The organism is Shewanella algae, assembly GCF_009183365.2.
GTDB lineage: Bacteria > Pseudomonadota > Gammaproteobacteria > Enterobacterales > Shewanellaceae > Shewanella > Shewanella algae.
In genome coordinates this window covers 618,663-644,094 of the sequence record NZ_CP068230.1, presented here as the reverse complement: position 1 = coordinate 644,094, position 25,432 = coordinate 618,663, and the positions used below count along the sequence as shown (strand labels likewise).

The following is a 25,432-nucleotide window of genomic DNA, read 5'->3' as shown; positions in this document are numbered from 1 at the left end:
CTTGCGCTGGATCAATAGCGGCCCCGATATGTGGAAAACCACTATAGAGACCAGGGGCGCCAGTTGCCGAGAATACAGGCAACAGGAGCCCGGTGGGTTTCCAATCACCGCAAGACTCAGGAGTCTGTATGGACAAGAGTAAACGTCAACTACTGGGGCAAATCGCCGCCATCAGCGCCGGAGCTGCGTTTTTGCCCGTCGCCCAGGCATCGACTTCCAAGCCCCAGGCAACCAGTGGCAAACGCTATGGCATGCTGATCGATCTGCGCCGCTGCGTCGGTTGCCAGGCTTGCACTGTCGCCTGCACCATAGAAAACCAACCCCCACTGGGGCAGTTTCGTACCACAGTCAACCAGTATGAAGTGACCCAAGGGCAGGAAAGCGCCTTTATGATGCTGCCCAGGCTCTGCAACCACTGCGAAAACCCACCCTGCATCCCGGTTTGCCCCACAGGCGCCACATTTCAGCGCCAGGACGGCATAGTGGTAGTCGACAGCCACTGGTGTGTTGGCTGCGGTTACTGTGTTCAGGCCTGCCCCTATGATGCGCGCTTTATCAACCATGACACCAACACCGCCGACAAGTGCACCTTCTGCGCCCATAGGCTGGAGGCGGGCTTGCTGCCGGCCTGCGTCGAAACCTGTGTCGGTGAAGCCAGGATCATCGGCGATCTCAACGATCCCGGCAGCCAAATCAGTCGCATGCTGGCCGAGCACAGAGACGAGATCAAGGTACTCAAGCCCTCGGCCGAAACCTCGCCCTGCGTATTCTATCTGGGGATGACAGCCGCATTTGAAGAAAGGATCCGCGGCGAAGCACCGGTTCGCAGCCTGATGACCGCCACTGGAGAGGAGTTGCACCATGGACATTAAAGAGATCTTGACCCCGGATATCGCCATCACCTGGTTACCCTGGGCGGTGCAGTACTTCTTTATGATGGGACTGGCCTATTCCGCGGTGTGGATTGCGGCGCTGACCATTATCCGCCCCGGCGCCAAAGATAGGCGCCTGCTGACACTCTGCGGCAGCCTGATCCTCAGCACCGCCATTGTGGCACCTGTGGCACTCTTGGCCGATCTGCACCAACCCGCCCGCGCCTGGCACTTCTATATGCAGCTCAGACCGGATTCCTGGATGTGGTATGGCGCCTGGTTACTGCCGCTGTTTATGGCAACGGCGCTGGCCTTTGCCTACCTCTTGCTGCGCCCTTCCCTTCCGACTCAGCCCAAAGATGGCTGGAGCCGCCTGGGATACTGGTTACGCCTGGGGAACTGGCAAGGCGAGCCCTGGCTCAAGCCTCTGGCCTGGGTTGCCCTGCTCAGCGGCCTGAGCATCGCCCTCTACACCGGCATGGAAACCATGGCCATCAAGGCCAGGCCACTGTGGCACAGCTACTGGCTGCCGCCTCTATTCGCCGCCAGCGCCCTGGCCGCCGGCAGTGGCATGTTGATTTGGCTCAACCGCCTGTTCAATGGCCATAAGCAGGAGACCGACAAACAGCTGCTGCTCTGGCTGCGTGGCTCCTTCGCCCTGTTTGCCCTGTTGCTTATCGGCTGGGCCCTCAGTGGCGGCAACAGCGCCAATGAAGCCAGATTACTGCTCGGCGACAGTCCCAGTTGGCAACTGGCCGCTATCTGGGTGCTGGCAACCCTGGCCTTGTTGGCGCTGCTGCTGGCCTTCAGACATCTGCCCCGCTGGGCCTTGCTGTTTGGCAGCTTTGCCGCCATCCACCTGGCTTGGGGCTTTCGCTGGCTGGTGCTCATCCAGGCGCAGACAGATCCCAAGTATGGCGCCGGCACCTACTTCTATGAACTGCCCTGGGGCCCACAGGGGCTGCTGGGGATCCTGGGTACCTTTGGCCTATGGCTGGCCCTGATCACCCTGATTTCCGAACTGATACGTCAGTCTGCCACCGGACTGAAAGGAGCCGCATAATGGACAAGAGTAAGCGCCGTTTTATCAAAGGGGCTGCCATCACAGGTGGTACCGGACTGTTTGTTGCAGGCTACAGCCATACCCTGACCCAGCTAGGCAAGGGCCTGGTCAATGGCAGCTCGGGCAAAAACACCCAAGAAGCGATTCATGGCAACTCGCTGGCACCTGAGCTCAGGGTTGACCTGAATAGTGGCCAACTGAGCGCCAATGACAACCAGCGTCTGGCCAACACCATGTGTTTCGGCTGCTGGACCAAGTGCGGGGTACGAGCCCGTATCGATAATGAAACCGACAGCATTATCCGTATCAGTGGTAATCCTTATCATCCGCTGTCGGCCCGTGAACACCTGGACTTTGACACCCCGGTGCGCGATGCCCTGGTGTCCACCAGCGCCTGGCAGGAGCAGGGGCTTGCCGGGCGTTCCACCGCCTGCGCCCGCGGCAACGCCATGCTGGAGTTATTGGACAGCCCCTATCGGGTAACACGCTGCCTGAAACGGGTCGGCCCAAGAGGTTCGGGCCAGTGGCAGAGCATAGCCTTCGAGCAGTTGCTCAAGGAGGTTGTCGAAGGCGGCGATCTGTTTGGTGAAGGCCATGTGGATGGACTCAGGGCGATTCGCGATCTCAATACGCCATTGGATCCCGCCAACCCTGAATACGGCCCCAAGGCCAATCAGCTGTTGGTCAGCAACGCCTCGGATGAAGGGCGGGACACCTTGATAAAACGATTTACTTTCAACAGCTTCGGCACCCGTAACTTTGCCAACCATGGCTCTTACTGTGGCTTCAGCTATCGGGCCGGTGCCGGCGCCTTGCTGGACGATCTGAAAAAGTACGCCCACTTGAAACCGGACTGGGATCATGCCGAGTTTCTGCTGTTCATCGGCACTTCACCGCAGCAGTCCGGCAACCCCTTCAAGCGCCAGGCACGGCAAATGGCCAATGCCAGGGTCAACAACCGCAACTTCTGCTATGTTGTGGTTTCGCCCATGCTGCCCAACACCTCCAACCTAGCGTCGGCGCCGGACAATGTCTGGTTGCCGATCCGCCCGGCCACAGACGCCTCGCTGGCGATGGCCATGTTGCGCTGGATCATCGACAATCAGCGCTACAGCGCCGAGTTTCTCAGTGCTCCCAATGCCAAGGCCGCTAAAACAGCCGGTTTCCGCGGTTTCAGTAATGCCGGTTTCCTGGTGCATTCAGACCAGGCGCATCCGAGATACGGCCAATATCTGCACGCCAGCGAATTGGGTTTGACCTTCAGCGGCAAGCCCTTCGGTGATGAAGACCCCTTGCTGGTGCTGGACGCTGTCAGCGGTGAACCCATGGCCGCCGAAGCCTGCCCCAAGGCGCAGCTCGAAGTGGACCGCAGACTCACAGGACAAAATGGCCAGAGCCTGGCCTGCAAGAGCAGTTTCAGCCTGCTGGCCGAATCGGCCCGGCTCAAGACGTTGGCGCGATACAGCGCCGAATGCGATGTGCCGGTCGATGAGATTGAGGCCCTGGCCAACAAGTTCACCAGCCATGGCAGCAAGGCGGCGGTGATCAGCCACGGCGGCACCATGAGCAGTGATGGCTTCTATACCGCCTGGGCCATCATGATGCTCAACGCCATGATAGGCAATATCAACCAAAAGGGCGGCGCGCTGGCCAAGGGCGGTACTTTCCCCCCCTTCGGCAAAGGCCCACGCTACAATCTGGCCGAGTTTGACGGCATGGTACAGCCTAAGGGAGTATTCCTGTCACGCTCCCGTTTTCCCTATGAAAAAAGCTCGGAATACAAGCGCAAGCAGCAGGCCGGCGAGTCCCCCTACCCGGCCAGGGAACCCTGGTTCCCGATCTCGGCGCCCATGCTGAGCGAGCATCTAACCGCGGCGGTCAACGGTTACCCCTATTCGCTCAAGGCCTGGATCAACCATATGGGCAACCCTGTCTATGGCCAGGCCGGGCTCGGCGCCGCCATAGGCGAAAAACTCAAAGACCCCAAGGTGCTGCCGCTGTTTATCAGTATCGACAGCTTTATCAACGAAACCACAGCACTGTCCGACTATATAGTGCCGGATACCCTCACCTATGAGTCCTGGGGCTGGACCTCGGCCTGGCAGGGCACCATGACCAAGATAGCCACCGGCCGCTGGCCGATAGTCAAACCCAGGGTGGAACACACAGTGGATGGCGATCCCGTGTGTATGGAAAGCTTTCTTACCCGGGTTGCCATGGCGCTGGCCCTGCCCGGCTTCGGTGAAAACGCTGTGCAGGCCCATGATGGCACACGCCACCCGCTGACCCGCGCCGCCGACTTTTCTCTCTACGGCGCCGCTAACGTCGCCTGGTTGGGAGAGAAAGTCCCCGCCATCGGCAAGGAAGATCTCTATTGGTCCGGGGTTGCCAGGATCATTCCCGAACTCAAGGCCCGTCTCGGCGAAGAGGAAGCATCGAGAGTCGCTTATCTCTATGCCCGCGGTGGCCGTTTCGAATCAATGAACAAGGCCAGGGACGCCGAAGGCAACCCCGCCAAGGTCTGGCCCAAGCCGATGATGTTATGGAACCCTCAGGTGGGCAGTCGCCGTCACTCCCAGAGCGGCGAGTTTCTCAGTGGCTGTCCGCGCAGCTATGGTCAACGTCTGGCCGATGGCACAGAACTCAGGCAAGCCTTCGACCGCCAGTCCTGGCCCATGTTGCTGTCGAGCTACAAGTCGCACACCATGAGCTCCATGAGTATCGGCTCTGACAGGCTCAGGCAAGTGCACCCCAATAATCCGGTGCGGATCAATAAAGACACGGCCCAAAGATTGGGGATAGCCACGGGGGATACAGTGAAAATCAGCACCCCCAACGGCAGTGTGCTGGCACTGGTGGAATGCGTCGCCGGCGTGCACCCGGAGTGCATCGCCATTGAACACGGCTTTGGTCACAAGGAGCTCGGCGCGCGGGCATTCAGCATAGATGGCAAGCAGGTTGCTGCCAATCCGCTGATCCGCGCCGGGGTTAACCTCAACGATCTCGCTGTGCTGGATCCCAGCCGTTCGGGTTCCTACCCTCTGGTGGATTGGGCCAGCGGCGCTTCGGCCCGCCAGGGGCTACCGGCGAAAATCGAAAAAGTCTCCTGAAGCTCGCTCTGTGCCCGGTTTTTATGCCGGGCACAGTTTTTCCGGGCAAGAAATCGCCACAGAGCCCAAGCCATTGTTCTAAGCTAATAAGAGTGTGATCCAGTGGGCGGGAGTGAAACCGCTTATGGATTAGCCTTACGCTATCTGCACTTCCCTAGGCAGCAAGAGGAACAAATCCGGCATGAATGTCACTTTTATCAATCCCTTTCTTCAGTCACTTCTCAATGTGGTTTCCACCATGGCCAACATGCAGTTGACCCCGGGCAAGCCCAGACTCAAGACAGACAACCTGGCCAAGGGCGATGTCTCCGGGCTTATCGGTATGGTGGGGCCACAGACTAAAGGATCGCTGTCGATCACCTTTGAGCAAGGGCTGATCCTGGAGATAATGCAAAATATGCTGGGAGAAAATCCCGGCAATATCAATGAAGAAGTGACAGATCTGGTAGGGGAGATCACCAACATGGTGACCGGCGGCGCCAAGAACCTGCTGTCGGACAAAGGCTATGAGTTTGAAATGGCCACCCCTGTGGTGGTTTCCGGCATAGGCCATAAGATTTCCCATCAGGCTCAGGGCAAGAAGATCATCATGCCTTTTGTCGCTCCCAAGGGCTCGGCCTACATAGAGATCTGTTTCGAGAATCAATAATGACAAAGGGCGCCGAGGCGCCCTTTAGTGTTTGCCAACTCAATGGCATGACTCATTCAATCGAGGCAGACGGCCACTCTGGGAGTTAGCTTGGTCACCAGTTCATAGGCCACGGTTTCGATATGAGCCGCTACCTCTTCCACTGGTAACGCCGGCCCCCACAAGAGGGCATCATCACCGACCGCATCCCGGGCATCCGGCCCCAGATCCACAGTCAGCATATCCATGGACACCCTGCCAACCACAGGCACCCGGCGACCATTGATCAGCACAGGCGTGCCCTCGGGGGCATTGCGAGGATAACCATCACCATAACCTATGGCCACCACGCCGAGGCGGGTATCCCTTGATGAGCGCCAAAAACTCCCGTAGCCCACGCTCTCCCCGGCCTTGTGCTCGCGCACGGCTATCAGTTGTGACACCAGACTCATGGCCGGTTGCAGGTCGTGGTTGGCGCCTCGGTCACCGACCACAGGCGACACCCCATAGAGGGCGATACCCGGGCGAATCCAGTTTTGCTGGCTGCTGGGCCAATAGAGGGCACCGGCCGAGTTGGCCAGACTGCGGTCGCCATCCAACCCGGCGGTGAGCTGGTTGAAATGCTCCAACTGCTTGCGGGTATAGTCATTGTCCGGCTCATCGGCGCAGGCGAAATGGGTCATCAGATTGATGGGCTTGGCCACTTGCGGGCAATCCAGCAGCCGCTGATACACTTCGCTAAACTCGTCGCTGCGAAAACCCAATCTGTGCATGCCGCTGTCGACCTTGAGCCACACAGTTACCGGCTTATCCAGCTTGGCTTGCTCCAGCATCTGCAACTGCGACTCATGATGCACCACAGTGTCTATGTCATGCTTAACCAGTAGAGGCAACTCAGTGCTGCGAAAAAAACCTTCTAGCAACAACAGCTTGGCCGTTACGCCACCGGCCCTGAGCTCCAACGCTTCTTCGAGCCGCGCCAGACCGAAGCCGTCAGCACTGCTCAGGCTCTTGGCCACGTTCAGTGAGCCGTGGCCATAGCCGTTGGCCTTGACGACAGCAATAACTTTGCTGGCGGGCGCGATCTCACGCAGCCTGGCCAGATTATGTTGCAGCGCCCGGCTGCTAATCTCTGCTCTGGGAAAGGGTTTCAAAGCTTACCTTCAATCTTGGATTGGATGGCGCGCTCTCTGGCCGCGCCGGGAAAACCGTCCGCAGAGGTTTAGTCCTCTTCAAATTGCGGACCGGCGTAATTGTCAAAACGGGAGAACATCCCCTGGAAAGTCAGCCTGACCCGGCCGATGGGGCCGTTACGTTGCTTACCTATGATGATCTCTGCCGTGCCTTTATCGGGCGAATCGTCGTTATACACCTCGTCACGATAAATAAACATGATAAGGTCCGCATCCTGCTCGATAGAGCCGGATTCACGCAAGTCAGAGTTTACCGGGCGTTTATCGGCCCTTTGCTCCAATGAGCGGTTCAGCTGTGACAGGGCGATCACCGGGATCTCCAGCTCCTTGGCCAGGGCCTTGAGCGAGCGGGAGATTTCAGCAATTTCCAGGGTCCGGTTATCGGCCAGCGCCGGCACCTGCATCAACTGCAGGTAGTCGACCATGATCATAGACAGACCGCCGTATTCCCGGGCGATACGCCTGGCCCTGCTGCGCACTTCGGTCGGCGTCAGGCCCGAGCTGTCATCGATATACATCTTGCCCTGCTCGAGCATGATCCCCATGGTAGAGGACACCCGCGCCCAATCATCATCATCCAACTGGCCGGTACGTATCTTGGTCTGATCTACCCGGCCAAGCGACGCCAGCATACGCATCATGATCTGTTCCGAGGGCATCTCGAGACTGAAAATAAGCACTGGCTTGTTTTCATTGAGCGCCGCGTATTCACACAGGTTCATCGCAAAGGTGGTCTTACCCATGGAAGGACGGGCCGCGACAATGATCAGGTCACCGGACTGGAAACCTGCAGTCATCTTATCCAGATCGGAGAAGCCGCTGGATACACCGGTCACACCGTTGTGCGGGTTGTTGTACAGCTGCTCAATCTTGTCGACGGTTTTTTCGAGGATGGTCTTGATCCCCTCCGGGCCCTCGTTGGCGTTGGCGCGCTGCTCGGCTATCTTGAACACCTTAGTTTCGGCCAAGTCCAGCAAGGCGCCTGAGTCCCGCCCCTCAGGGTTGTAACCGGCATCGGCAATCTCATGTGCTACCCGGATCATCTCCCGCACCACGGCACGCTCACGCACGATTTCGGCGTAGGAAAGAATGTTACCGGCGCTGGGGGTGTTCTTGGCGATCTCACCCAGATAGGTAAAACCACCGGCATCTTCCAGCTCATCAGTCAGTTCCAGTTGTTCTGAAACCGTAATCAAATCTATGGGTTGGCCATTTTCTACCAGCTTTTGCATGGCACCGAAAATCAGCCTGTGGGAACGGGAGTAAAAGTCTTCTCTGACCACGGCCTCGGACACCTTGTCCCAAGCCTCTGCATCCAGCATTAGTCCCCCGAGCACGGATTGTTCCGCCTCAATGGAATGGGGGGGCAGCTTGAGCGCGTCAACCTGGACGTCTCTTCGCTTGTCTTTGGCCTTAAAGGCACCTTGCTGTTGCATAAATCTCCAACTCTCCAACAATCAGGCAAAATGTGATATAAAACCCGGTTCAATCAGAACAGGAATTTTACACCTACAATAACCTGTTTTTCATATCCAAACGGACACTAACAATAAATAAGGAATGAACATGCGCAATGCATTGGCTGCAGCCTTGGCGCTGACCTCTGGCCTCGCCATAGCCGATGAAGGGCAGTGGCAACCTTACCAAATGCCCTCTATTGCCGACAAGCTCAGTGAGCGCGGCATCGCCATCCCGGCAGAGCAACTGGCCGATCTCGGAAAGTATCCCATGAACGCCGTGGTGGGCCTCGGCTATTGTACCGCCAGTTTCGTCTCACCCCAAGGATTGGTTGTCACCAACCATCACTGTGCCTATCGGGGTATTCAATACAACAGCACCAAAGAACACAACTATCTGGCCGACGGCTTTTTGGCCAAAGAACAACGCCTGGAGCCTTCGGCCGGCCCCAACGAGCGCCTCTATGTCACCGAAGCGGTCACAGATGTCACAGATAAGATAACGGCCAATCTGCCGACCGAGCCACTGGCGCGTTATGAAGCCATCCAGGCCAACAGCAAGGCGCTGGTCAAAGAGTGTGAAGCCGACGACAACTACCGTTGCTCAGTACGTAGTTTCCATAATGGACTTGAATACTACCTGATCAAACAGCTGATTATTCGCGATGTGCGCCTGGTTTATGCGCCACCCGAGAGTGTTGGCGGTTACGGTGGCGACATAGATAACTATGAATACCCTCGCCACAGCGGCGACTTTACCTTCCTCAGGGCCTATGTCGGCAAGGATGGCAAGCCTGCGGCCTATGCCGAGGATAACGTGCCTTATCAGCCCAAGAGCTTCCTCAAGGTCAATGCCGATGGCGTTAAGGCCGGTGACGGCGTGTTTGTGGCCGGTTACCCGGGTTCAACCAGCCGCTACCGCCTGACCTCAGAGTTGAGATTCGCCAGCGACTGGCTCTACCCGACTCAAGCCGCCCGCTATCAGGCCAGAATCGACACCATTGAGGGCATGGGCGCTTCCGACAAGGATATCGCCATCAAGTATGCCGGGACTCTGGCTGGCATGGCCAACCGGATGAAAAAACTCAACGGCTTGTTGGATGGCTTCCACGCCACAGATATTGCCGCTATCAAGCAGGTCGAGGAAAATGCCTTCCGCGACTGGCTGGCCAAAGATAAAGACGCACAGCCGCTGACGGCACAACTGAGTGAGCTCGAACAACTGCTGGCCGAGCAACAGCACAAGTATCAGCAGAGCTACTATTTTGACAATGCTCAATCCAGTGCCTTGCTCAGCGCCGCCAAGCAGCTTTATCGCCTGGCCCAAGAAAACCAAAAGCCGGATGCCGAGCGCGAAGCGGGTTATCAAGAGCGTGACATGAAGATGTTCGCCGCCCATCTCAAGCGACTTGACTCCAGCTTCGATATCAGCGTCGACAAGACACTGTGGCAGATGGATATCGACGCCTACCTGGCGCAGGATAACCGGGTCGCCGTGATGGATCAGTTGCTGACACCCGAGCAAGGTATCAGCCTGGGCGACAAGCTCGAAGGCATGTATGCCCTGACCGAGCTGACCGACCAAGAGAAACGCCTCGACTGGATGCAGGCCAAGCCGGAAGCCTTTGAGAGCAGCAGCGATCCCTTCATTCGCATGGCTGTGGCCCTGTACGACACCAATATGGCGCAGGAAAAAGCCGGCAAGGAACTGGCCGGTAAGCTGTCCATCGCCCGCCCCGCCTACATGAAGGCGATCATTGCCTATAACAAGGCCATGGGTAAGCCTGTCTATCCGGATGCCAACGGCACCTTAAGGATCAGCTATGGTATGGTCGATGGCTATCAGTCCCGTGATGCGCTCTACAAGCAACCCTTTACCAAGCTGGAAGGGATAGTCGCCAAGCACACAGGTGTCGAGCCCTACAATGCACCGCAGAAGCTGCTGGATGCCATCAAGCAGGGACGACTGGGCGAGCATAAGGTGCAGCACTTGTATCAGGATCCTCGCAGCTGGTTGTGCCGCCTGTTCTCCTGCCTGGATAACCCGGCCGAGTTCAACTCTGTACCGGTTAACTTTCTCTCCAGCGTGGATACCACAGGAGGCAATTCAGGCTCCCCCGTGTTTAACGGCAAGGGCGAGCTGGTTGGCCTCAACTTTGACTCCACCTATGAAGCCATCACCAAAGATTGGTACTTCAACCCCACCATCACCCGCGCCGTGCACGTGGATATCCGCTACATTCTGTGGATGATGGATGAAGTGGATCATGCCGACAACCTGCTCAAAGAGCTGGAACTGGTGCGCAACTGATAGCCACTAATCTGCAATAACCCAGAAAACACCCGCCCCGGCGGGTGTTTTGTCTCTGTAGTAATAAGCAATCCAGTCAGCAGCGATTCTGCCTGAGATAGCCACAGTAACTGTGGGTAAGTGACAGTGTGCTTAAGTTTGGCATTAGCAGGCGAAGAAGAAAGGGGAAAAACCGTCGGCCCCGGCCAGCAAACAGGCATAAAAAAACACCGCCCGAAGGCGGTGTTTTTCTAGTAAAAGCCGGGATTAAGCTTCAGCAACAACAGTTACTTTAACTACCGCTTTTACTTCAGTGTGCAGCTGAACTTCAACTTCGAAGTCACCAGTAGTGCGCAGAGCGCCCAGTGGCAGACGTACTTCGGCTTTGGCCAGTTCAACGCCGGCAGCAGTTACTGCGTCAGCGATGTCACGGGTACCGATAGAACCGAACAGCTTGCCTTCGTCACCGGCTTTAGAAGCGATAACAACCGCTTCCAGAGCAGAGATCTGCTCTGCACGAGCAGTGGCAGCGGCCAGGTCGGCAGCCAGCTTGGCTTCCAGCTCAGCACGACGAGCTTCGAAAACTTTTACGTTCTCAGCGTTGGCAACAACAGCTTTGCCTTTTGGCAGCAGGTAGTTACGAGCGTAACCGGCCTTAACTGATACCTGGTCACCCAGGTTGCCCAGGTTTGCGATTTTATCAAGCAGAATAACGTTCATTATCAATTCCTCTAGCTAGAACAGTGCCGATTACTGATGCAGATCAGTGTATGGCAGCAGTGACAGATAACGAGCACGCTTGATAGCGCGAGCCAGTTGACGCTGATACTTGGCAGAAGTACCAGTGATACGGCTTGGAACAATCTTACCGCTTTCTGTGATGTAGTTTTTCAGAGTAGCGATATCTTTGTAATCGATCTCCGTAACACCTTCAGCAGTGAAACGGCAGAACTTACGACGACGGAAATAACGTGCCATTTGACAGTCTCCTAATTTTTCAATTCGACATTTTCGGCGTGTAACACCAGTCGGCTTTGGCCATTGCGACTCTGTTGTAGAGCCAGAAAACCACTGACTTGGATATCCACACCCGCTTTCAGCTTGTCTGCAACGCTCTTGAAGCGTTCACCACTCAATATCACTTGAAGTTGGCAATAGACGTTTCTGGGCAAATCGGCCTCGAAACGCTGCGACCTGTGTTCCAGTTGAATTACCGTGTGAGGTATTCCAGCCGGGCTATCAAAGTGTCTGGACCGAATGACGGTACCGGACAACACCAAGTGATTGGTGGTCACAGAAAAACTTACTCAGCGCTTGCTTCAGCGTTTTCTTGGGTTTCTTCAGCGGCTTTTTCGCTAACGGCGCTGCGACGTGAATCGCGCTCGTCTTTAGCTTTGGCCATTGGAGATGCTTCAGTGATGGCAGCTTTAGTGCGCATCACCAGGCTACGCAGAACGGCGTCGTTGAAACGGAAAGCAGTTTCCAGCTCTTCAACAGACTCTGCAGTGGTCTCAACGTTCATCAGAACATAGTGAGCCTTGTGCAGATCCTGGATTGGGTAAGCCAGTTGGCGACGACCCCAGTCTTCCAAACGATGGATTTGACCGCCAGCTTCGGTGATAACACCTGTGTAGCGCTCAATCATACCTGGTACTTGTTCACTCTGATCAGGGTGAACCATAAATACGATTTCGTAATGACGCATTTAGTGCTCCTTACGGTTATCTAGCCTCGTTGTTGGCTCAGTCAGACCAAATTGAGGCAAGGAACGAAAATTAATGTGACTGAATTAGGCGCGAAATAGTACATAAAGGCCGCGGTAAACTCAAGCAATAACTTTGCCTCGGCCCCATGAGCAGGTATTATGTGACGCTAAATTTATGGCAGTCACAGCAAAAGACATAAGAATAATGACAAGATCCTCTGTATTGGCGTTATTGTTTGCGCTACCGACTTCGGCGTGGGCCTTGGTGCCTCCGGATTATCGCGAGCCTCCAAGCGACTTCACCGCTGAGATTGAGGCCGGCTTTCAGCTCAACACAGGTAACACAGACTCAAGCAGTTTCAACGGTCGTACCAAGTTGGTTTACGACACGGAAAACGCCAAGCAGGAAGGAACCCTCAAGGCCTATTTCGCCTCTGACTCTGAAAAAACCACTGCCGAAAAATACGATCTGCAGCTGCAGTCCAACTACAAACTCAACGGCGGCTATATCTTTGGCCGCGGTGAATTCATCTGGGACAAGTTCGGTTCCTACACAGAGATCTACACGGTTTCCAGCGGTTATGGTTTCGATGCCATCAGCACCCGCCGTACCAAGTTGAGTCTCGAAGTCGGCCCTGGTTACCGATACAACATGCCGATAGAAACTGACGCGGCGCCGGATCCTGTGGCCGAGAAAGATGTGATCCTACGAACCGCGGCCAAGTTTGAACAGAAGATCCACGAGTACACCAGTTTCACTGCCGACCTGACCGCCGAGGTGGGCGAAAATAACAATACTCTGGCACTGGACATGGGCTATAAAAACACCCTGTTTCAGGACTGGGCCTTCAAGATAGGCTTCAACGTCAAATATACAGAAGTGGTGCCGGAAGGCAGTAAACAGACAGATACAATCACCACCTTCAACCTGCTCTATACCTTTCAGTAACTCCCGCGCTTGAAGAGCTCTTTCAACTAAAGAGCTCCAAGAAAACGCTCCAGGATTAACGCGGCGCGCTTTTCACCGCGCTCAAGCGCCTGCAAGTAGAGATAGATGGCGGTTTCATGCCGCTCCAACAGACGAAAGGCTGCGCCGTACTCAGAGTTATTCTCGGCATCATCCGCCCACTTGGCATATTTTTGCTGGTAAGGTTCGACCCAGAGGCGCAGCGCCGCAAGCAGTTTATGCCATGGAAGCTTAAGCCAACTGTCCACCTCTTTCTGCGCTTGCATGCGCAGCTGCTCCGGCAACGCCTCATCCAGACTCGCCAGCTCAGGCAGCAGTTTCAGCAAAGCCTTGGCAGTATATTGCTCCACCTTGAACAGTAGAGAAAACACGGCTTGGCTTTCTGTTAAGTGGATTTCTGTTAACTGACTTTCTGTTAACTGGCTCTCGGTTACCTGAGAATGATAATCCCGGCCGAGGCGCTCGAAGAACGCCATGCCATAGATTTCACCCAGATAGCCTTGTTGCAGTTGCATGAGATACGGGCCGGCACTGCTATACAGTTCATGGCCCGTATTCTCAAGAGAGGCTGCCATATTCGGCAGTTAGAGGCGCTGACGCACAGCTTCGAACAGGCAGATACCTGTTGCCACCGACACGTTCAGACTGGAAACACTGCCCGCCATAGGAATAGAAATCAGGGTGTCGCAGCTTTCGCGGCTCAGGCGTCTCAGCCCCTTGCCTTCAGCGCCCATGGCAATAGCCAGAGCCCCCTTGAGGTCAGCCTGATACAGGGTGCTGTCAGCCTCGCCTGCAGTGCCGGCAATCCACACACCCCGTTCCTGCAAACGCTTCATGGTACGCGCCAGGTTGGTCACCTGAAACAGAGGTACTGTCTCGGCCGCGCCGCAAGCCACCTTGCTGACGGTCGGCGTCAGTCCCACGGAGTTGTCTTTGGGCACTATGACGCCGTGAACTCCGGCCGCATCGGCATTTCGCAGACAGGCCCCCAGATTGTGGGGATCTGTGACGCCATCCAGGATCAACAAAAATGGCGAGTCCGTCTTGTCCAGCAGGACTTCCAGATCGTTTTCGGTCAAGACCTTGGCCGGACGCACCCGGATGATGATCCCCTGATGCTGAGTGCTTTCAGCCTTGTCATCAAGTGTCTTGCGGGATGCCTGCTGGGCGCGAATGCCCCACTGAGCCGCCATCTCCAACAAGGGCTTGACCCTATCATCCTGACGGCCACTGAGCAGCCACATTTCCAGCACCCGCTCAGGAGCGTGTTTCAGCAAAGACTCGACCGCGTGAATGCCAAACACCAGTTCCTGTTTTTTCATTTACTTCTTTCTCTTGACTCGTTTGGCTGCCTTGGGCTTTTTCGCCCCGGCGTTGCCGGCAGCCTTGGTTGATTTGCTCTTGGCGGCGGATGCGCCTGTGGACTTAGACTTGGCGCTCCCTTTACCTGCCGGCTTCTGTGCCTTGGCCGAGCGGCGGGCTCCTTCAATATTGACCCTTTCCCGCGCGGTCAGCGGCTTACTCTTGCTGCGGCCTTTACGGCGCTGGCTGCGGCCCTCTTCGTCCACCATCAGCAAGTCTATCTGTCTGTCGTCCAGATTGACCGAGGCGACTTTGACCGTCACAGCATCGCCAATCTGGTAGATCTGCCCTGAATGCTCACCTATCAGGCGCTGGCGCATGGGATCATACTGGAAATAGTCGCTGCCCAGGGTGGAGATATGCACCAAGCCGTCGATAAACAGCTCATTGAGGCGCACAAACAGCCCGAAGCTGGTGACAGAAGCCACCACCGCATCGAAGGTGTCACCCACATGGTCCTGCATAAACTCACACTTGAGCCAGTCGGAGACGTCACGGGTGGCTTCATCGGCGCGGCGCTCGGTGTTGGAACACTCTTCGCCAAGCTGATCCAGCTCATCGAGCTGATAGTGATAGCCACCGTCCGGGGTCCACTTGTCGCTCGCTTCACCGCGCTCCTTGGCGAGCAGGTAACGGATCACCCTGTGCAACACCAAGTCAGGATAACGGCGAATCGGCGAAGTAAAGTGAGCATACTCCTCCAGCGCCAGACCAAAGTGGCCTTCATTGTCCGGTGTGTAAGTCGCCTGGCGCATGGAGCGCAGCAACATCACCTGAATGAGTTCGGCATCGGCGCGCCCCTGGACTTTTTCCATCAGAGCCTGGTAGTCACTGGGTTCAGGTTCGAGACCGCCACCCATGGAGAGCCCCCGCTCAGCCAGAAACTCCTTGAACTGAGTCAGCTTCTGCTCGGATGGCGCTTCGTGCACCCGATAGAGGACTTCACCCTTGTGCTTTTTGACAAACTTGGCCGCCGCCACGTTGGCGAGGATCATACACTCTTCGATGATCTTGTGCGCCTGGTTACGGGCTCTGGGCACTATCTTGTCTATCTTGCGCTGCTCATTGAAGATGAACTGGGTTTCCAGCGTCTCAAAGGCGATGGCGCCACGGTTGGCCCGCTGGCTATCGAGCGCCAGATACAGCTCCTGCAACACCTTGAGATGCGGCAGTAAAGGCTTATGCTCTTCCAGGCCTTCTTCGCCTTCCAGCATGGCCGCCACCTGGGTATAGGTGAAACGGGCGTGGGAATGCATCACCGCCGGATAGAACTTGTAGCCGGATAACTTACCCGACGCCGACACTGTCATCTCGGCCACCATACAGAGACGGTCAACTCCCGGGTTCAGGGAACACAGGCCGTTGGAGAGCTTTTCCGGCAACATGGGGATCACCTGTGACGGGAAGTACACAGAGTTGCCTCGAGCACGGGCTTCTTGATCCAGCGCCGATTGAGTACGCACATAATAGCTGACATCGGCAATGGCCACCCACAGGCGCCAACCGCCGCTGCGCTTGCGCTCGGCATAGACAGCATCGTCAAAGTCGCGAGCATCTTCACCGTCTATGGTGACCAAGGGCAGTTGCCGCAGGTCGACCCGACCTACCTTGTCCTCTTCCTGCACTTCATCGGATATTTTGCGCAGTTTCTTTTCGATGGCGGCAGACCAGGTATGGGGTAGATCATAGTTGCGCAGGGCAATTTCTATCTCCATGCCCGGCGCCATCTCTTTACCCAGCACCTCAACCACCTTACCGGCGGCTTTGACATAGCGCCCCGGCCTGCGGGTGAGTTCCACCACCACGACATCGCCCTGACGGGCGCCGTTGCGATCAGCGTTGTCTATCAATATTTCCTGGGTAATCCGCTTATCATCGGCAATAACAAAGGCCATGCCGCAATCGACATGGAAACGCCCCACCAAGGCGGCGGTTCGCTCGGCGACCAAGCGCACTATGCGAGCTTCGCGGCGCCCCTTGCGATCGACTCCAGCCTTCTGCGCCAACACCTTGTCGCCATGGAAGTATCTGAGCATGTCACCATGGTTGATAAACAGGTCATCACCGCCTTCATCGGGACGGAAGAAGCCATAGCCATCTCTGTGGCCCAGCACAGTCCCCTGGATCAAGTCCATCCGCTCCGGCAGGCCATAACACTGGCCGCGGGTAAATACCAGCTGACCATCGCGCTCCATGGCACGCAGCCGACGCCGCAGCGCCTCGAGTTGTTCTTCGTCGGAGATGTTGAGGGCCGTGGCGATCCGCTCACGATTCAGGGGAGAGGTCTGCGAGCGCAGATATTCCAATATAAATTCCCGGCTGGGGATGGGGTTGTCGTACTTATCTTGTTCTCGCTCAAAATGAGGATCTTTTATCATTCAATTTCCAATTTTTTCGTTGTCGCATCCAGTGCGACAAGCTAATTAACGGCTTTGCAGATGTTCCTTTTTGGCCTTCTCCACCTGACTGGCGGGCATTTTAGCCGCTAACAGCTGCAATAATCTTTTGGCGTCTTGCTGGGTCTGTTCATCGCTGAACACCTGGTTGTAGAGCCAGTGATACCCCAAGACATAATCCCTTGGGCTACCATAACCCTTGGCAAACAGTTCGACCAGCATCATTCTGGCCGGCAGGTCACCGTTGGCGGCAGCGGGTAACAGGTACTGCACCGAACGTTCTTTGTCCTGCAGTACAAACTTGCCATCTTTATAATACTCGGCAATGCGCACCATGGCTTCGGCACTGCCCTGCTCGGCGGCATCCCTGAGCAGCGATATTCCTCTGGGCGGATTGGCCTTGACGCAGATGCCGAAATTAAGCATCTCACCCCAGAGGTACTGGTACAACGGCTGCTTGAGCACTTCGGCACGCGCCTCAATATCCTGCACCAGCTGACAGTCATCGGCTTTGACCCGGGTCAGGTATTGCTTGCTGCGAATAAGCTCCAGCAGTTCTTCCTGGCTGTAGATATCCACGGCCTTGGTTTCTTCGGCCAACACATTGGCACTGGTTACTAACAAGAGTAATAGGGCTATACGCAACATAAGCTGTCCTGATGACAAATAGACTGTCTTTTCATCGGCAGTATAACCCAATTCTTAAGGGCAAACAGTGTAAGCCCCATAAACGAAAAAGGCCGCTTAGGCGGCCTTTTTACTTAACTGAATGGATTCACCAGAATCATGGTCTCATTCCGGTCAGGCCCGGTTGAGATGATATCGACAGGTGTTTCCAGCAGTTCTTCAATCCGCTTGATATAGTTGATTGCTGCCTGCGGCAGTTGCTCCAGAGAAGTGGCACCAAAGGTGTTTTCACTCCAGCCTGGCATAGTCTCATACACAGGAGTAACGTGCTCGTAGCCTTCGGCCGCCAGCGGAGTCACATTGGACACAGTACCGTCTGGGTGCTGATAGCCTACGCAGAGCTTCACTTCTTTCAAGCCGTCCAAAACGTCGAGCTTGGTCAGGCAGAAACCACTGATGCTGTTGATCTGAACCGCGCGGCGCATAGCCACTATGTCCAACCAACCCGGACGACGCTTACGACCGGTTGTCGCACCAAATTCCTGGCCCTTGGTTCCCAGGTGATCGCCGATTTCACATTCCAGTTCAGTCGGGAATGGGCCGGCACCCACACGAGTGGTATAAGCCTTGATGATACCGCAGACATAGTCCAGGTGACGTGGGCCGAATCCTGAACCTGTTGCCACACCACCTGCGGTAGTGTTGGAAGAGGTTACAAATGGATAAGTACCGTGGTCGATATCCAGCAAGGTGCCCTGAGCGCCTTCAAACAGTATGTTGTCGCCATTCTTGCGGGCTTGATCCAGCAATTCGGTGACATCCACACACAGACCTTTCAGGTAGTCTGCCAGTGCCAGCGCGTCATCCAGAGTTTTCTGGTAATCAACGGCTTCGCACTTATAGTATTCGGTCAGCATAAAGTTGTGATAGGTCATCACTTCTTTCAGCTTCTCGGCAAACAGTTGTGGATTGAAGAGATCCCCTACGCGCAAGCCGCGACGGGAAATTTTATCTTCATAAGCCGGGCCGATGCCGCGCCCTGTAGTACCGATAGCCTTGTTGCCACGCGCTTTTTCGCGAGCAATATCCAGCGCACAGTGGAAAGGAAGGATCAGAGGACAAGCTTCAGAGATCAGCAGGCGTTCCTCTACCGGAATACCTTTCTCTTTCAGCATGCCGATCTCTTTCATCAGAGCATCGGGCGCCAAAACCACGCCGTTGCCGATAATGCACTTGACGTTATCGCGCAGAATGCCTGAGGGGATCAGATGAAGAACGGTTTTTTCACCATCGATAACCAGAGTATGACCAGCGTTGTGGCCACCTTGGTAACGGACTACGAATTTTGCCTGTTCGGTCAGAAGGTCGACAATCTTACCTTTTCCCTCGTCACCCCATTGAGTGCCGAGAACAACTACATTTTTGCCCATTGTTTGCTGCAAGGTTGCGGTTAAAGCAGGATTCTAACAGATATTGGCATGGAAGGGGCAAGTATTTATGAAAAAATAATCAATATGACAATTCCTGCAACAACCAGGACGCCGCCCAGGCGTTGCATGATAGCTGTCGGTTGGGAAGCCACTTCCAACAGGTAACGACGCCAGCGGTTGGGGAATAACAAGGGCCCCACCCCTTCCAGGATCAATACCAAACCCAAGGCCATCAACAGTAGTTGCCAACTCATGTTTCACCCCATTTAAACCTGCCACAACAACCCTGAGTATACAGGGCTGCCAGGGATAAATCTCAGCCATAAAAAAACCCAGCGTACGCTGGGTTTTTGGTATCTCGAAAGCGATATTAACGCTTGGAGAACTGTGGCTTACGACGTGCTTTACGCAGACCAACTTTCTTACGCTCAACCTTACGAGCATCGCGGGTTACATAACCAGCAGAACGTAAAGTAGGACGCAGAGCTTCGTCCAGCTCCATCAGAGCACGGGTGATACCGTGACGGATAGCGCCGGCTTGGCCAGTGATACCACCGCCCTTAACAGTTACATAGATGTCCAGCTTTTCAGTCATTTCAACCAGCTCAAGCGGTTGACGAACAACCATACGAGCGGTTTCACGACCAAAGTAAACATCCAGAGGACGTTGGTTAACAACGATGTTGCCACTACCTGCTTTAGCGAATACGCGAGCAGTTGAAGTTTTGCGACGGCCAGTGCCGTAGTACTGAGTTGCAGCCATTTGCTTAATCCCGTTTAGATATCAAGAACTTGAGGTTGTTGTGCAGCGTGGTTGTGCTCTGCGCCAGCGTAAACTTTCAGCTTACGGAACATGGCACGACCCAGAGGGCCTTTCGGCAACATACCCTTGACTGCTTTCTCGATGATCATTTCTGGCTTGTGAGCTTGCAGCTTCTCGAAGCTGATTTGCTTGATGCCACCTGGGAAGCCTGAGTGCGAGTAGTACGTCTTGCCTGCAGCCTTGTTACCGGTCACAGTTACTTTCTCGGCGTTGATCACGATGATGTAGTCACCGGTATCTACGTGAGGAGTGTACTCAGCCTTGTGCTTGCCACGCAGACGCAGAGCGATTTCAGTGGCGATACGACCCAGGGTCTTACCTTCGGCATCAACAACGTACCAGTCACGAGCTACAGTTTCTGGCTTAGCAGTAAAAGTCTTCATTATTACAAAAACCCAAAGTTAAATTCTGTCACATGCTACCTGCGGATGCAGATAACACAAAAATGCCTTTCTCTGCCCCTTCGAGCAAAGAATCTGGCTTTTAAATCCGCCCAATCGGCGGAGTAACGTGGGCAGGTGGCGGATTATAGACAAAGCTGAACTAAAAATCACCTGCTTTTTGAGATCCCGCCGTAAAAGACGATCTTTTTCAAGTCGTTACCGCTTTAGCACCATCGACGCCTTGGTCACCGCGCTCATTCGGTTGGATTGTCGGCAACAAAACGGGGGCAATCATCCCCTATGGCAGGTGCTCCAAAGCCAGGTAATCCCGGGACTGCATCTCAATCAGACGGGAGCGGCAGCGACGAAATTCAAAACTCAGTTGCCCATCTGTGTAAATCTGCTCGAGCGGTACCTCGGCCGAGATGATAAGTTTCACATGCCGCTCGTAGAACTCATCCACCAGCGCCAGAAACCGGCGGGCGATATCATCCCCTGTCTGCTGGGCGCCCATCTGTTCCAGGCCACTGAGCAACACTGTGTGAAACAGCTGCGCCAATTCCATATAGTCCCGCTGACTGCGCGGCCCATCACACAGCGCGCGGAAGTCGGCCAGCAAAACACCCTGGGCCTGCTTACGGATCACTATGCTGCGCCCATCTATCTCCAGCGGCGTTTCAGAGACTTCAGACTCAGGCGCCAGTTGGGTGAAATAGCGTTGCAGATTGCACTCGGCGGTTTCATCCAGCGGGTGATGGTAGATCTCGGCCTGTTCCAGGGTCCGCAGTCTATAGTCAATTCCAGAATCGACATTCAACACCTGGCAATTGGCCTTGATTTCGGCGATGGCTGGTAAAAATCTGGCCCGCTGCAAACCATTCTTGTAGAGGTCGTCCGGCACTATGTTGGAAGTGGCCACCAAGACCACGCCCTCCTTGAATAGGGCCTCGAACAGCGTGCCCAGTAACATGGCATCCGTGATGTCTGAAACAAAGAACTCATCAAAGCAGATCACCCGATATTGCTGCGCCATCTGTTTGGCTATAACCAACAGTGGGTCCCGGGTTCCCTTGAGCTCGTCCAGTTCCCGATGAATTCTGTGCATAAAGCGATGGAAATGCGCTCTCAGTTTCTGCTCACCCGGCAGGGCATCGAAAAAGGTGTCCATAAGATAGGTCTTGCCGCGCCCAACACCGCCCCAGAGGTAAAGCCCCTGAACCTTGCTGTTTTTTTCCCGGCTGAACCAATTGCGCCATCCGGACTTTTGCGGCCTTTGTAGCTCATCATAAACACGCTGTAATGCCTTTACCGCTTGCTCCTGCGCCGGGTCATGACTGAAATCTTCACGGGTGAGATCTTGTTGGTAATGCTGCCAGGGGGTTAACTGCGACACTTGAATTCTTCTCTTTTAACCTTAATTTGATGGGTACCTAACCCAACTCACGCAACAGAGTTGGGGCGGCAAATGGTATCATGAGACCCACGCTCGGGGTATATTTTGCCAGGTATCCCTATGGGGTCGAGCAAGAGCATAAGACACAAAGACAAACTTAAGGAGTCGATATGGAATGGCCACTGGTGTTTGCGGCTTTCATTCTGGGGTTGATACTGGGTTATATCGGCAAGACCTTGGTCAGCCGGGGGCTCGGCAAGAGCAATAAAGGGGCTACCATAGAGCGCAGCAAGATGGAATTGAGCCAACACAAGCAGGAGGTCAGCGATCATCTGGCCGAACAAAGGGCACTGCTGGGACAACTGACAGAACAGATCAATCGCCTCAATCAGCATTGGAATCAGGGCAGCCAAAGATTGGCCAAAGAGGAGCAACTGGCCCCTTTGCCAGCTATGCTGACCAGTGTGCCTGACACGGAAGAAAGGCCAGAGACTGCGTCCCCTGTCAGCGTGCAATAAAAATTAATCTTTGTTAATGAATGATGAACTTTTTACACAGGATTAAAGTCGGATTAATTACCGGACGCTCGTAAGAGCCTTTATGATTCAGCCACCTCGGTGGCAAACAGTACATGGTTATTTGATCCCGTATTAGGAGCAATGCATAGATGAAGACCAAGTTATCTCTTGTTTCCGCCGCCCTCCTAGGGGCCACCCTGACACTGGCCCCTGTAGTCTCCCAGGCCGCGCTGCCACAAGCCGTAGACGGCCAAACCATGCCGAGTCTGGCACCCATGTTGGAGCAAACCACACCTGCGGTTGTCTCTGTCGCCGTTTCCGGCACTCAGGTTTCCCGCCAACGGGTACCGGATATATTCCGCTACTTCTTTGGCCCCAACGCCCCTCAGGAGCAAGTACAGGAGCGACCATTTCGCGGTTTGGGATCCGGTGTCATCATAGATGCCGACAAGGGCTATATAGTCACCAACAACCATGTAATCGATGGCGCCGATGATATTCAGGTAGGGCTGCACGACGGCCGCGAAATCAAGGCCAAGTTGATAGGCAAAGATAAAGATGCCGATATTGCCCTGTTGCAGATTGAGGCCGACAACCTCACGGCAGTCAAATCTGCCGACTCGGATGACTTGAGGGTTGGCGACTTTGCCGTGGCCATAGGTAACCCCTTCGGTCTTGGGCAAACCGTGACTTCAGGTATTGTCAGCGCTCTGGGGCGTACAGGCCTTGGCATAGAGATGCTGGAAAACTTCATTCAAACCGATGCCGCCATTAACAGCGGTAACTCAGGCGGCGCCTTGGTTAACCTGCGCGGCGAGCTTATCGGTATCAATACCGCCATTGTGGCTCCCGGCGGCGGTAACGTAGGTATCGGCTTCGCGATACCGGCCAACATGGTTCATAGCCTGGTGGATCAGATTATCGAACACGGCGAAGTCCGCCGCGGCGTTCTGGGGGTCATGGGTCGGGATCTGGACAATGAACTGGCTCAAGGCTTCGGTCTCAAGACCCAACACGGTGGCTTTGTCAGCGAAGTAATGGAAGGCAGCGCCGCCGATAAGGCGGGCATCAAGGCAGGCGATATTATCGTCAGCATTAATGGCCGCAAGATCAAGAGCTTCCAGGAATTGAGAGCCAAGATTGGCACCATGGGTGCCGGCACCAAGGTAGAGCTTGGCCTGATACGTGATGGTGATGACAAGACAGTCAAAGTCACTCTGGGCGAAGCCAGCCAAGTGAAAGAAACTGCGGCCGGCGCCGTTCATCCTATGTTGGCCGGTGCCACTCTGGAGAACAGCAAGAAAGGTATCGAGATCACCGATATCGCCCAGAATTCTCCAGCGGCCATGAGTGGCTTGCAAAAAGGTGACCTGATTGTTGGGGTCAACCGTACCAAGACCGCCACTCTCAAAGCACTGAAAGAAGAACTCAAAGAGCAACAAGGCGCAGTGGCACTGAAGATAGTCAGGGGCAACAGCAGCCTGTATCTGATCCTCAGAGGTTGACAGTCATCCGGAAAAAGCGGGGATAACCCCGCTTTTTCTATTTCCGGTGCCCAATTCAGGGCAAAATTGACTTCCTGAGCCTTGACTATTGTTCGCAAGAGCAAGAAACATGCTAATCTAACGAGCCTTTTTTAATATTCAGCAATGTCATCATAATGAAAGAAACCCTGATCTATATCTGCAAAGCTGTGGTCTTTGGCCTGGTAATGGCGGCAGTCTTTCTGCTGGCCAACCGTTTTATGGGCGAAGGCAATCTCGGTGGCAACCTGTTGCAGTTCAGGGGAAACAGTGGTGCAGAGCTGTCCTTTGCCAAGGCGGTACGCCGCGCCGCGCCGGCGGTAGTGAATATCTATAGCCTGAGTATCAACCAGAGCCGGCCTCTGAATGGCGGCTCTCTGCAGGGCCTGGGCTCAGGCGTCATCATGAGCAAGGAAGGCTACATTCTCACTAACTATCATGTGGTCAAGAAGGCCGATGAAATTGTGGTGGCATTGCAGGATGGCAGAAAATTCGGTGCAGAGGTAGTCGGTCAGGATCCTGAAACTGACCTGGCTGTGCTGGAGATCCAGGGGGATAACCTGCCAGTCGTACCGGTTAACCTCGACAGCCCACCTCAAGTGGGCGATGTGGTGCTTGCCATAGGTAACCCCTATAACCTGGGGCAAACCATTACCCAGGGGATCATCAGTGCCACAGGTCGTAACGGCCTGAGCACAGGCTACCTGGACTTTCTGCAAACCGATGCCGCCATCAATGCCGGTAACTCGGGTGGTGCCCTGATAGACACCCATGGCGGCCTGATAGGCATCAACACTGCCGCCTTCCAGATAGGCGGTGAAGGGGGTGGCCATGGCATCAACTTCGCCATTCCCATCAAGCTAGCCTACGCTGTCATGGGCAAACTGATCAAGGACGGCCGGGTTATTCGCGGGGCTCTGGGGATCTCGGGTGAAGACGTCAGCCCGGTTGTGGCGCAAATACTTAATTTGCCGGATCTTCGCGGCGTAGTGGTAACCGGCATAGAACCCAATGGCCCGGCAGCACTGGCCGGTCTGAGGCCCAGAGATGTGATCACTCAGTATCAGGGGGAAGAGGTTACCCGCATCTATATGCTGATGGACAGGATTGCCGAGACCACACCTGGTACCAAGGTCACACTGCAGGTGATCCGCGCCGGTAAACAGATAGAGCTCCCGGTCGTTATTGGCGAGAAGCCGGTCGACTACAACTGAAAATAAATCTGCCGGCAAAACTGGCAGAGACAAAAACACCGGGCCAAGAACCCGGTGTTTTTATTGGTAACAGGACTTAGTCCTGCTCTTCGTCGTCTTCATCTTCCAGCTCGTCACCTATGTAATAGGTGCCCCAGCCGTCATAGTCAACCTTATGCTTGACCGCCAGCTGCAGCAACTGCTCACAGGCCTTATCCAGAAGTTCGGCTTCCAGTTGGTGGTAGGCAATGGCGTCAAAACAGAAAATCAAACTACCATCATCCAGTTCCACCTCTTCGGCATCGTTAACCTCAAAGCCCAATTTAAAGGCATCGACTGCGGCCTTTTCCAGGCGGTCAAAGTTAGTGGACGAAAAATGGTGCTCTATGGTGTATTCAGCATCGGCCTCAGAACCGTCATCCAGCAAGGACTGAATAATGTCACGGTTTTCCTGCTTCTGTGCCTGCAACAGACGTTCAATGGACATGCTTGTCTCCGA

At 55.0% G+C, this 25,432-nt stretch carries 25 protein-coding genes; 9 read left to right on the top strand and 16 right to left on the bottom strand.

Features of this window, described 5'->3' with window-relative positions; translation table 11 throughout:
* Nucleotides 1-128: 128 nt before the first annotated feature.
* The 4 genes from dsrO to E1N14_RS02970 all read left to right on the top strand — a co-directional run bounded on the left by dsrO (nt 129) and on the right by E1N14_RS02970 (nt 5,694).
* Nucleotides 129-872: a sulfate reduction electron transfer complex DsrMKJOP subunit DsrO gene (dsrO, locus tag E1N14_RS02985; protein WP_025009348.1), complete on the top strand. Its 744-nt coding sequence runs from the start codon at nt 129-131 to the stop codon at nt 870-872.
* Nucleotides 862-1,935 (top strand): NrfD/PsrC family molybdoenzyme membrane anchor subunit, encoded by a 1,074-nt coding sequence (gene nrfD / locus E1N14_RS02980; RefSeq protein ID WP_062793552.1) that lies wholly within the window; start codon nt 862-864, stop codon nt 1,933-1,935. Before dsrO ends, nrfD begins: the two co-directional genes overlap by 11 nt.
* Nucleotides 1,935-5,045 (top strand): tetrathionate reductase subunit A, encoded by a 3,111-nt coding sequence (locus E1N14_RS02975; RefSeq protein ID WP_062793553.1) that lies wholly within the window; start codon nt 1,935-1,937, stop codon nt 5,043-5,045. The genes nrfD and E1N14_RS02975 overlap by 1 nt, the downstream gene beginning before the upstream one ends.
* Nucleotides 5,046-5,226: 181 nt before the next feature.
* Nucleotides 5,227-5,694, top strand: coding sequence for a chemotaxis protein CheX (locus tag E1N14_RS02970; protein ID WP_062793554.1), 468 nt, complete (start codon nt 5,227-5,229; stop codon nt 5,692-5,694).
* A 56-nt stretch (nt 5,695-5,750) separates the two neighbouring features.
* Here E1N14_RS02970 and alr read toward each other — a convergent pair whose 3' ends face one another.
* Together alr and dnaB are read right to left on the bottom strand one after the other, a co-directional pair.
* Complete coding sequence (gene alr, locus E1N14_RS02965; RefSeq protein WP_025009347.1) at nt 5,751-6,827, bottom strand: alanine racemase; 1,077 nt, start codon at nt 6,825-6,827, stop codon at nt 5,751-5,753.
* 68 nt (nt 6,828-6,895) lie between these two features.
* On the bottom strand, nt 6,896-8,302 hold the full coding sequence (gene dnaB / locus E1N14_RS02960; RefSeq protein ID WP_025009346.1) for a replicative DNA helicase: 1,407 nt from the start codon (nt 8,300-8,302) through the stop codon (nt 6,896-6,898).
* 130 nt (nt 8,303-8,432) lie between these two features.
* Between dnaB and E1N14_RS02955 the strand changes: the two genes are divergently transcribed.
* Nucleotides 8,433-10,634: a S46 family peptidase gene (locus tag E1N14_RS02955; RefSeq protein WP_062793555.1), complete on the top strand. Its 2,202-nt coding sequence runs from the start codon at nt 8,433-8,435 to the stop codon at nt 10,632-10,634.
* A gap of 246 nt (nt 10,635-10,880) precedes the next feature.
* On the opposite strand, the gene rplI is transcribed toward E1N14_RS02955, so the two are convergent.
* The 4 genes from rplI to rpsF are packed head-to-tail and all read right to left on the bottom strand — an operon-like array spanning nt 10,881 to nt 12,318.
* Entirely contained in the window at nt 10,881-11,333 is a 453-nt protein-coding gene (gene rplI, locus E1N14_RS02950) for a 50S ribosomal protein L9 (RefSeq protein ID WP_025009345.1), read from the bottom strand.
* 30 nt (nt 11,334-11,363) lie between these two features.
* Nucleotides 11,364-11,591: a 30S ribosomal protein S18 gene (gene rpsR, locus E1N14_RS02945; RefSeq protein WP_025009344.1), complete on the bottom strand. Its 228-nt coding sequence runs from the start codon at nt 11,589-11,591 to the stop codon at nt 11,364-11,366.
* A gap of 11 nt (nt 11,592-11,602) precedes the next feature.
* On the bottom strand, nt 11,603-11,908 hold the full coding sequence (priB, locus tag E1N14_RS02940; protein ID WP_025009343.1) for a primosomal replication protein N: 306 nt from the start codon (nt 11,906-11,908) through the stop codon (nt 11,603-11,605).
* Nucleotides 11,909-11,916: 8 nt separating this feature from the next.
* Nucleotides 11,917-12,318: a 30S ribosomal protein S6 gene (rpsF, locus tag E1N14_RS02935; RefSeq protein ID WP_025009342.1), complete on the bottom strand. Its 402-nt coding sequence runs from the start codon at nt 12,316-12,318 to the stop codon at nt 11,917-11,919.
* Between the two features lie 205 nt (nt 12,319-12,523).
* On the opposite strand from rpsF, the gene E1N14_RS02930 reads away from it, so the two are divergent.
* Nucleotides 12,524-13,267 (top strand): DUF481 domain-containing protein, encoded by a 744-nt coding sequence (locus tag E1N14_RS02930; protein ID WP_025886868.1) that lies wholly within the window; start codon nt 12,524-12,526, stop codon nt 13,265-13,267.
* Between the two features lie 26 nt (nt 13,268-13,293).
* On the opposite strand, the gene E1N14_RS02925 is transcribed toward E1N14_RS02930, so the two are convergent.
* From E1N14_RS02925 to zapE, 9 genes are all read right to left on the bottom strand, one after another.
* Entirely contained in the window at nt 13,294-13,800 is a 507-nt protein-coding gene (locus tag E1N14_RS02925; protein WP_168429407.1) for a hypothetical protein, read from the bottom strand.
* A gap of 69 nt (nt 13,801-13,869) precedes the next feature.
* A complete protein-coding gene (gene rlmB / locus E1N14_RS02920; RefSeq protein ID WP_025009340.1) occupies nt 13,870-14,607 on the bottom strand; it encodes a 23S rRNA (guanosine(2251)-2'-O)-methyltransferase RlmB in 738 nt (245 codons plus the stop codon).
* On the bottom strand, nt 14,608-17,025 hold the full coding sequence (rnr, locus tag E1N14_RS02915) for a ribonuclease R (protein WP_025009339.1): 2,418 nt from the start codon (nt 17,023-17,025) through the stop codon (nt 14,608-14,610).
* A gap of 45 nt (nt 17,026-17,070) precedes the next feature.
* Nucleotides 17,071-17,691, bottom strand: coding sequence for a tetratricopeptide repeat protein (locus E1N14_RS02910; protein ID WP_025009338.1), 621 nt, complete (start codon nt 17,689-17,691; stop codon nt 17,071-17,073).
* Nucleotides 17,692-17,804: 113 nt separating this feature from the next.
* A complete protein-coding gene (locus E1N14_RS02905) occupies nt 17,805-19,100 on the bottom strand; it encodes an adenylosuccinate synthase (protein ID WP_025009337.1) in 1,296 nt (431 codons plus the stop codon).
* A gap of 65 nt (nt 19,101-19,165) precedes the next feature.
* A complete protein-coding gene (locus tag E1N14_RS02900) occupies nt 19,166-19,354 on the bottom strand; it encodes a DUF2065 domain-containing protein (protein WP_025009336.1) in 189 nt (62 codons plus the stop codon).
* Nucleotides 19,355-19,470: 116 nt separating this feature from the next.
* Nucleotides 19,471-19,863 carry a 30S ribosomal protein S9 gene (gene rpsI / locus E1N14_RS02895; protein ID WP_025009335.1) on the bottom strand — a complete coding sequence of 131 codons (393 nt, stop codon included), beginning with the start codon at nt 19,861-19,863 and terminating at the stop codon, nt 19,471-19,473.
* A 14-nt stretch (nt 19,864-19,877) separates the two neighbouring features.
* Entirely contained in the window at nt 19,878-20,306 is a 429-nt protein-coding gene (rplM, locus tag E1N14_RS02890; protein WP_025009334.1) for a 50S ribosomal protein L13, read from the bottom strand.
* Between the two features lie 298 nt (nt 20,307-20,604).
* Nucleotides 20,605-21,699: a cell division protein ZapE gene (gene zapE, locus E1N14_RS02885; protein WP_062793557.1), complete on the bottom strand. Its 1,095-nt coding sequence runs from the start codon at nt 21,697-21,699 to the stop codon at nt 20,605-20,607.
* A gap of 170 nt (nt 21,700-21,869) precedes the next feature.
* On the opposite strand from zapE, the gene E1N14_RS02880 reads away from it, so the two are divergent.
* The 3 genes from E1N14_RS02880 to degS all read left to right on the top strand — a co-directional run bounded on the left by E1N14_RS02880 (nt 21,870) and on the right by degS (nt 24,954).
* Entirely contained in the window at nt 21,870-22,217 is a 348-nt protein-coding gene (locus E1N14_RS02880) for a ZapG family protein (protein ID WP_025009333.1), read from the top strand.
* A gap of 149 nt (nt 22,218-22,366) precedes the next feature.
* The gene (gene degQ, locus E1N14_RS02875) at nt 22,367-23,722 is read left to right on the top strand and encodes a Do family serine endopeptidase DegQ (protein ID WP_025009332.1); all 1,356 of its coding nucleotides are present in this window, start codon (nt 22,367-22,369) and stop codon (nt 23,720-23,722) included.
* Nucleotides 23,723-23,871: 149 nt separating this feature from the next.
* Complete coding sequence (gene degS, locus E1N14_RS02870; protein WP_062793558.1) at nt 23,872-24,954, top strand: outer membrane-stress sensor serine endopeptidase DegS; 1,083 nt, start codon at nt 23,872-23,874, stop codon at nt 24,952-24,954.
* Nucleotides 24,955-25,030: 76 nt separating this feature from the next.
* On the opposite strand, the gene rraB is transcribed toward degS, so the two are convergent.
* A complete protein-coding gene (rraB, locus tag E1N14_RS02865) occupies nt 25,031-25,420 on the bottom strand; it encodes a ribonuclease E inhibitor RraB (protein WP_025009331.1) in 390 nt (129 codons plus the stop codon).
* Nucleotides 25,421-25,432 lie beyond the last annotated feature (12 nt).